Annotated in this window: 12 protein-coding genes; 11 read left to right on the plus strand and 1 reads right to left on the minus strand. The window is 41.4% G+C overall.

Annotated elements, in window-relative coordinates:
• Positions 1–293: 293 nt before the first annotated feature.
• From NWF01_06610 to NWF01_06660, 11 genes are all read left to right on the plus strand, one after another.
• On the plus strand, positions 294–470 hold the full coding sequence (locus NWF01_06610) for a hypothetical protein (GenBank protein MCW4024691.1): 177 nt from the start codon (positions 294–296) through the stop codon (positions 468–470).
• A gap of 478 nt (positions 471–948) precedes the next feature.
• Positions 949–1173, plus strand: a complete 225-nt coding sequence (locus NWF01_06615) for a type II toxin-antitoxin system HicB family antitoxin (protein ID MCW4024692.1) — start codon at positions 949–951, stop codon at positions 1171–1173.
• Positions 1166–1399, plus strand: a complete 234-nt coding sequence (locus tag NWF01_06620) for a type II toxin-antitoxin system HicA family toxin (protein ID MCW4024693.1) — start codon at positions 1166–1168, stop codon at positions 1397–1399. Before NWF01_06615 ends, NWF01_06620 begins: the two co-directional genes overlap by 8 nt.
• A gap of 78 nt (positions 1400–1477) precedes the next feature.
• Complete coding sequence (locus NWF01_06625; protein MCW4024694.1) at positions 1478–1678, plus strand: hypothetical protein; 201 nt, start codon at positions 1478–1480, stop codon at positions 1676–1678.
• A gap of 36 nt (positions 1679–1714) precedes the next feature.
• Positions 1715–1990 (plus strand): hypothetical protein, encoded by a 276-nt coding sequence (locus NWF01_06630; protein ID MCW4024695.1) that lies wholly within the window; start codon positions 1715–1717, stop codon positions 1988–1990.
• Between the two features lie 5 nt (positions 1991–1995).
• Positions 1996–2403 carry a type II toxin-antitoxin system VapC family toxin gene (locus tag NWF01_06635; protein ID MCW4024696.1) on the plus strand — a complete coding sequence of 136 codons (408 nt, stop codon included), beginning with the start codon at positions 1996–1998 and terminating at the stop codon, positions 2401–2403.
• Positions 2404–2463: 60 nt separating this feature from the next.
• Complete coding sequence (locus NWF01_06640) at positions 2464–2763, plus strand: nucleotidyltransferase family protein (GenBank protein ID MCW4024697.1); 300 nt, start codon at positions 2464–2466, stop codon at positions 2761–2763.
• Positions 2760–3098 (plus strand): DUF86 domain-containing protein, encoded by a 339-nt coding sequence (locus NWF01_06645; protein ID MCW4024698.1) that lies wholly within the window; start codon positions 2760–2762, stop codon positions 3096–3098. The genes NWF01_06640 and NWF01_06645 overlap by 4 nt, the downstream gene beginning before the upstream one ends.
• 233 nt (positions 3099–3331) lie before the next feature.
• Positions 3332–3517 carry a hypothetical protein gene (locus NWF01_06650; protein MCW4024699.1) on the plus strand — a complete coding sequence of 62 codons (186 nt, stop codon included), beginning with the start codon at positions 3332–3334 and terminating at the stop codon, positions 3515–3517.
• Between the two features lie 364 nt (positions 3518–3881).
• Positions 3882–4448, plus strand: coding sequence for an AbrB/MazE/SpoVT family DNA-binding domain-containing protein (locus NWF01_06655; GenBank protein ID MCW4024700.1), 567 nt, complete (start codon positions 3882–3884; stop codon positions 4446–4448).
• Positions 4449–4457: 9 nt separating this feature from the next.
• Positions 4458–4745 (plus strand): hypothetical protein, encoded by a 288-nt coding sequence (locus NWF01_06660; protein ID MCW4024701.1) that lies wholly within the window; start codon positions 4458–4460, stop codon positions 4743–4745.
• Positions 4746–4904: 159 nt separating this feature from the next.
• Here the strand turns inward: NWF01_06660 and NWF01_06665 are convergent, their stop codons facing one another.
• A complete protein-coding gene (locus tag NWF01_06665; protein MCW4024702.1) occupies positions 4905–5156 on the minus strand; it encodes a hypothetical protein in 252 nt (83 codons plus the stop codon).
• Between the last annotated feature and the right edge of the window lie 451 nt (positions 5157–5607).

Genomic DNA, 5607 nt, shown 5'->3' on the forward strand with positions numbered 1-5607 from the left:
ATCCTTTAAGAACTCCAGAAGTAGTCGAGTTTTTCCGACTCTGCGAAGCCCATACAATGCTACCGCAAACAATTTTTTCTCCGACAGCTTATGCAGTATGTTCAGTTCTGTGAGTTCTGCTTCACGGTTAATGAACCTCAAACTATTCACCCACTGAATAATTCAGTAAATGAATATAAAAACATTAAGTTAGCCGGCAATAACTTCTGTTCGCAACCAATACGGTTTTAACACACAACAACCAGTGGGGTTATGAGTATGCGACCGTCTTTTCCCATTTGTGCGTAGAAGGTTTGGGTGTTGCCCCAGACGTTTACTGCTTTTGCGGTTACTTTGAGGACTTGGTTAGGTTCCAGTTTGAACTGCCAGCGTATGAGCTTTGGGATTTGGACGCGGTTGCCTCTTTGCAGGGGCGTTTGGAAAGTGACTTTTGGGTAATTGGCAAACCCGAACAGCCATCCTTTTGCTGACGCCAGGCGACTTTTATTGATGTCTAACGACGTTTACTGACGCAGCCTACAACCAATTTGAGCTTTATCTCAAAAAAGCAACCCAAAAACAAACCAACCAAAAACACGCAAAACCGCTTGTTCTACTCCTATGAAAGAAGACCAGACGAAGGTCAGGTTTCCAAACAGACCCCGACTACCTAACCACTTCACCTCTTTCTCACTTAATCCCTTTAACTCTCTGTATTTCAGACAGCATTCTCCTATCAGCGACCCAAGTCGCACTACGGCTTCAGCCAACAGTCAGGGAAACTCCATTTTCCTATCAGACAAAGACGCAGCGGAAAACCCAAACAAAGAGTTATAGTCTCTCACCGAAAAACGATGATTACCCTTTAGACTATAGCAAAAAACAGCAGAATATCCAAGTTTGCATAAACCATTTTTCCATCAGAATTTTTATATCAACCGTTGCCCCTCTAAGATTAAGGCGAAATTAATGCGCGAGTTTGATGTAGTGCTTCTAGAGGACGAAACTGGCGGCTACGTGGCTATTGTTCCTGCTCTGCCCGGATGCCACACTCAAGGTGACACATTGACAGAAGTTATGGAAAACGTGAAAGAAGCCATAGACCTTTACGTGGAAACCTTAACCGACCGCGAAAAGAAAGATCTTCTAAAACAAAAAGTCGTGGGCTTCCAAAAAGTGAAAGCACTTGCCTAAAATATCGCCGCTAGACCCAAATAAACTAATTAAAATCTTGGAGAAAGAAGGTTTCAAAGTTATTCGCCAGAAAGGCTCCCACGTTATTTTAATAAACGACCAGAAAACGAGAGTAGTCATTCCCATGCATCCTGGGAAAGACGTCAAACCAGGGCTATCAAGAGCTATGCTTAAGGAAGCTGGAATAAGCAGAGAAAGATTCCTCAAACTTTTAAAGGAAAAATAAAACCCCAAACCCCTGAAGAAACCATCCTTATAGACGAAAAAAGAATCTCGTCTACGACTACTTACCGTGTAAACCATAATGGCAAAACGAAAAAAAGTAGCTGCGCAAAAACCCGCCATAAACCCTCTTCCCGAATTCCCATTTTGCCCAACTGATAAAATTAATGATGCGCTTTCACGTTGGCATTGGGAAAAACGAAAATTGCTTTCTCGCAACTCCATACCTTCTTTTCTGTGTTTTCTGCAGCAGATAAAAGACCTGATAGTGGTAAAGTATTAAAGTATCATTTTCCACTTTGTTTATGGCGATAACCAAATGACTACTGCTATCAAAATCGAAGAGCGGAAAAAAACCAAAGTAGATCTGTTTTTAGCTTCTCTTATGCTTCAAGAAAACATAAAAATAACAACGCAAGAAGCCATAGGTTTAATGATTGATTACGCTCTCGAAAACGAGGAAGAACTCGTCAAGAAACTCAAGCATTTGCCAGTTCTTGAAGACGACCCCGCCTGGAAAGCACTCAACAACCCCAAACACTGGGGCGTAAAAGACTCTTCAACAAGGATAGACGAATTCGTTTATGGCTGCTGACTACCATGGCCGTTTTTGTCGACACCGGAATCTTTGTAGCCCTGCACAACGCAGACGATGAGTTCCATTCAAGAAGCAAAGAGCTCATGAAGCAGGCTTTAAAAAGCGATTTCAGTAGGATATTCACTTCGGACTACGTGATCGATGAAGCAATCACCACAGCTTTGGTGAGAACAAAAAAACACGATTTAGCCATAGACTTAGGCATGTTTATTATCTCATCGCCTAGAATCACAAAAATATGGATTGCCCAAGAATCCTTTGAAAAAGCATGGAAAAAATTCAGCGCTCTTAAAGATAAGCCCTTGAGCTTCACGGACTGCACTTCTATAGCGCTTATGGAGATGAGGGGAATTAAGCAGATTATGAGTTTTGACAGCGGCTTTGACGGATTGGTTTCCAGAATCTGCTAAACAGGGCAGCATCTGTTCATCGCAAACATTTTTACTTTGATCGCCCTTATTGGAGTAATTATGAAGTCAGTTGGCGAAATAAAAGCTGTGTTGGTGTTGCTTAAGCCTGTTTTGAAAGAGAAGTTCCAAGTGGAGACTGTAGGGATATTTGGGTCCTACTCTCGAGGGGAACAAAAAGCCAACAGTGATGTAGATATTCTCGTTATTTTTGCTGAACCAAATGACATTGACTTGTTAGACCTGATTGAACTCAAACAATTTCTTAGTCGAAAACTTAAAACCAAAGTAGACGTAGTCCAAAAACGCGCTCTAAAGCAGCGAATTAAAGATAAGATATTGCAAGAGACGATTTACGTATGACCCGAGATCTGAAGCTCTACTTGGAGGATATACTTAACGCCGTGGAAGAAATTGAACAGTTCATGGAAGGGCTTTCTTTTGCAGATTTCTCCAAAAACACGATGGTTATACGTGCTGTGGCGATGGACTTTATAATCATTGGTGAAGCAGCCAGACAAGTGCCTGCTGCGCTGCGCAAAACTCAGCCTGAAGTTCCATGGTCCAAAATCGTTGGAATGAGGAACATTCTAACTCATGATTATCCCGAAACTGATACAGAGATTTTGTGGAAAACTGCCAAGAAACGCTTGCCAATTCTGAAGCCGGCAATTCAAGAAATGATAAACGAAGCTTAACGGCAAATCCCAATAGATTCTGCCTTTTAACTGAATCGGGGCTCAAGGCTTCAAAGTCACTAAACAGGTTCAAGCGTTACTTCCAGAACGTATCCGACGAGGCTTGTTTCCCTGTTTTTCATCAGTTCTAGCTGGAGTTGGGGTTATGAGTATGCGTTCATCTTTTCCCATTTGTGCATAGAAAGTCTGGATGTTGCCTAGACATTTATTGCTCTTGCGGTGACTTTGAGGACTTGGCTGGGCTCCAGTTTGAACTGCCATCGCATCAATTTTGGGATTTGGACGCAGTTGCCTCGCTGAAGGGGCGTTTTGAAGGTGACTTTTGGGTAGGTGGCAAGTTGTTCTTCACGTTTCCTTCTCAGACGTTTCCAGACGCCTGCAACCGCTTAGCGACGTTTAAAGACGCAATCTGCCACTAACTTAAGCTTCGTTTCAAAAAACGGCTTAAAATGAGCTGTTCAGAAACACGCAAAAAAACGTGTTCTTCTTCTGCTGTCAGTCAAAAGATAAGCGGAAAAAAGAAAAATTCGTGGGCGAAATCTCTTAACCGTCTAAAGCTAGGTTTAAACACCTTAGAGCCGGATGGTTTCTTAATGTGCCCAGTCTAGACTTCGTGGTTATTTGACTCGTATTGGTCTTCTTTTGTTTATCGCTCTAGTTTCCACCTTGGCATCTCTACTAATCAGTATGATGCTGGCTCTGAGAGGTCACTGGTGTAAGCTTGTCTGAGCATCTTTTGGTTCATTGAACTAAGGCTTTGTCACATAAAGATAATGTGCGGACATGAAAAAAGCCTTTAACAAAGAATCACTATTAACTTACTGCGCGGGCATAATAATGGAAAATGAAGTTGTTGTAACAAAGAGGGGTCAGACTACTATTCCTGCTCGACTGCGCAAAAAATTCAAAATAGCAGAGGGTACCAAGCTAGAAGTAGTCGAAACAAGCGAAGGCATACTTTTCAAGCTTAAGGAGTCGACAAACGATTTCACTGGTGCTTATCCACAATTTGCCACTCCGCAAGAAATGAAAAAATTACTAACTACACTCAGAAAAAAAGATGTAAACGCAGCATATTTCATTGCATTAGACCACGTTACGGCTGGCGATAAAATTCTTTCATTTGCAGAACCCATAGTTGCTAATGTTTCCTTCAGAGGCAACGTGTACTCTTGTCAAAACGAAGAATTAGGCATCGTTGCCGTCTCGCCTAAACTTGAAGAATGCATAAAAGACTTTGAAGATGAAATCATATTCATCTGGAACGAGTACGGCAAGGAAGATGATGCACAGTTAACAAGCGACGCTAAAGAACTCAAAAGAAGAATTCTTCGCTTCATAAAACAATAGGTGCGCCGCTTGGCCATCCTTAAAGCAAGAAAGGTTCTTAGTGGTTTAGAGAAGAAGGGCTTTGTTCAAGCTGAAGGAGACCATACTTTCCTAATTTTCCATGTTAACGGCAAGAAAACTTCCATACGCACAAAAGTCAGCCATGGGCACAACGAAATCGACGATTACTTGATTAACAAAATGTCCATGCAAGTAAAACTGGAGTGGAACAAATTTTTGGATTTGATTAACTGCCCTCTTTCACTCGAACGCTACCTTGAAGACCTAAAATCCCGCGGATATTGCTTCACAGAATAACCAAACGCTCTTTTCATACGGGAACATGCAAGACTAGCTCGTAAAGGTTTTCCTATACAAGGATTCGTTTCAAGCATCCTTATCGTCAAATCTATTCTTCTTTTTGTCTGATTGTCAAAAACCCTAAAGCTCTTTTCAAAAGTTTTCGTAACTCGAAGCCTATATTTCGTCAGATTCTTCCAGTTCCTTGAGGAACTTGTCATAGTCTCTAACTCTTCCAGCTTCGACGTCTTTTTCAGCCTTCTTCAGGCATGACATCGCTTCCTTATCCTCTAGTACGCTGAAAGTTTCCACTACTTCCTCAAGCAAACTGCTTACTTTCACCAGTAAAGCTCTATCTTCGTTAGTCAATAGAACCCCTTCAGGCATGAAACCACCATCCTCATATTCTGAGGCTCTATATTTTAACATATTCGTCAGCAACTGGCAAATAGCATTTTCCAGAATAAACCACATCTATTCCATGAGAGAAAGCAACACATTTGGGGCTATGTTAACCAAAAGTTCCAACTTCTAGAACATTAACTCATTTTCATTGTGCAAAGCATCCGACTGTGTAGAGAAGACTTTAAGTCAAATCTCTTCATGTAGGTTCTAGGGTTACTTCTAGGACGTAGTGTATCAGACTTGTTTCTGTGTTTTTCATAAGTTCTAGTTGGAGTTGGGTATGTGTATGTGTCCGTCTTTTCCCATTTGTGCATAGAATGTTTGGAGGTTTCCCCAGACGTTTACTGCTCTGTGATGTAGCCTGTTTTCTCACTATTTTCTGCAACAAAGATTATTTCTATATTTTACCTGTTCTTACTCTGAAGGCTCTTTCTAAACCTCTGATTTTTTCTACATCCATCTCTCTAAGGCTCAG

Source organism: Candidatus Bathyarchaeota archaeon (assembly GCA_026014585.1).
Classification (GTDB): domain Archaea; phylum Thermoproteota; class Bathyarchaeia; order Bathyarchaeales; family Bathycorpusculaceae; genus Bathycorpusculum.